The 1,154-nt window shown below is 71.7% G+C and carries 2 protein-coding genes and 1 pseudogene; all 3 read left to right on the forward strand.

What is annotated here, in order from left to right:
* Positions 1–215 (forward strand): annotated as a pseudogene (locus ABWI07_RS44270) (hypothetical protein); the annotation flags it as partial.
* A complete protein-coding gene (locus ABWI07_RS44275; RefSeq protein ID WP_010986432.1) occupies positions 215–850 on the forward strand; it encodes an HAD family hydrolase in 636 nt (211 codons plus the stop codon). The pseudogene ABWI07_RS44270 and the gene ABWI07_RS44275, both read left to right, overlap by 1 nt.
* 110 nt (positions 851–960) lie before the next feature.
* A complete protein-coding gene (locus tag ABWI07_RS44280; RefSeq protein ID WP_353822224.1) occupies positions 961–1,152 on the forward strand; it encodes a helix-turn-helix domain-containing protein in 192 nt (63 codons plus the stop codon).
* Positions 1,153–1,154 lie beyond the last annotated feature (2 nt).

Genomic DNA, 1,154 nt, shown 5'->3' on the forward strand with positions numbered 1-1,154 from the left:
GCCTCGACACCCTGATCGTCGACAAGGACATGGGCCTGTTCGACCTGGCCGACATGTTCTGGGCGATGAAGGGCGTCACGGGCGGCGACGGCACGTCCATGAACATGCCGATCTCGGGCTCCTCGGGCGGCAACCTCGTCTGGGACAAGGCGAAGGTCAAGGCCCTGGTGAACGAGCTGAAGAACGACGAGAAGGTGACGGTGTCGGGCAACTGATGACACCCGCCCCGACCCGAGCCCTCGGCGAGCCGCCGTTCGACGCGGTGCTGTGCGACGTCGACAACGTGATCCGGTTCTACGACCCGTCCGGGCTGACCGCTCTGGAACGCGCCGTCGGGCTGGCCGAGGGCACCACGGCCAAGGTGGCGTTCGCCCCGGAGGCGGTCCGGCCGGTGCTGCTGGGCCGGATCACCCCCCAGGAGTGGGTGCTGTCGATCGTGGACGGTCTCACCGGCCTGGTGTCCGGGACACAGGCCCATGAGCTGGGGAAGGCGCTCATCGAGCTGCCTTTTGGGGCCGACGGGACGGTCGTGTCGCTCCTGCGCCGCGCCCGGACCCGGATGCCGCTGGTCCTCGTCACCAACGCGACGGTCCAGCTGGAGGCCGACCTGGCGTCCCTCGGCCTGTCCGATCTCGCGGACCACGTCGTCAGCAGCGCCCGCGTCGGCCTGGTCAAGCCGGATCCGCGGATCTTCGAACTCGCCGCGGCCCGGGCGGGCGTACGGCTCGACCGGTGCCTGTTCGTCGACGACACCCGGGAGAACGTGGACGCGGCGGCCGCCCTTGGCCTGCGCGCCGTCCACTTCCACGAAGCGACGGATCTGGAGCGGGCGCTGGCGCCGCTTCTCTGACCGGCTCACCACCCCATGCGAACGGCCCCCGGCGCGCTGCCGGGGGCCGTGCTGTCTCCGCGGGCCGAACGAAGCCGCCGAGCTGCCGCTAGGGCAGGTTCCAGAAGCTCCTGCGCCTCCAGGAGGCGCGACGTCAGTTGGTCGCCGGCAACACCACGGCGGCCGTGGTCGCCGAGGCGGTCGGGTACGCGAGCGCGACCCAGTTCAACCGCGAGTACCGCCGCACCTACGGCCTGCCGCCGGGCCAGGACGCGTCGCTCCTGCGGGGCCGGCTGACGGAGGCGCGGGGGCGGGCTGACTGAGA

The sequence above is a fragment of the Actinomadura sp. NPDC000600 genome (assembly GCF_040492135.1).
GTDB lineage: Bacteria > Actinomycetota > Actinomycetes > Streptosporangiales > Streptosporangiaceae > Spirillospora.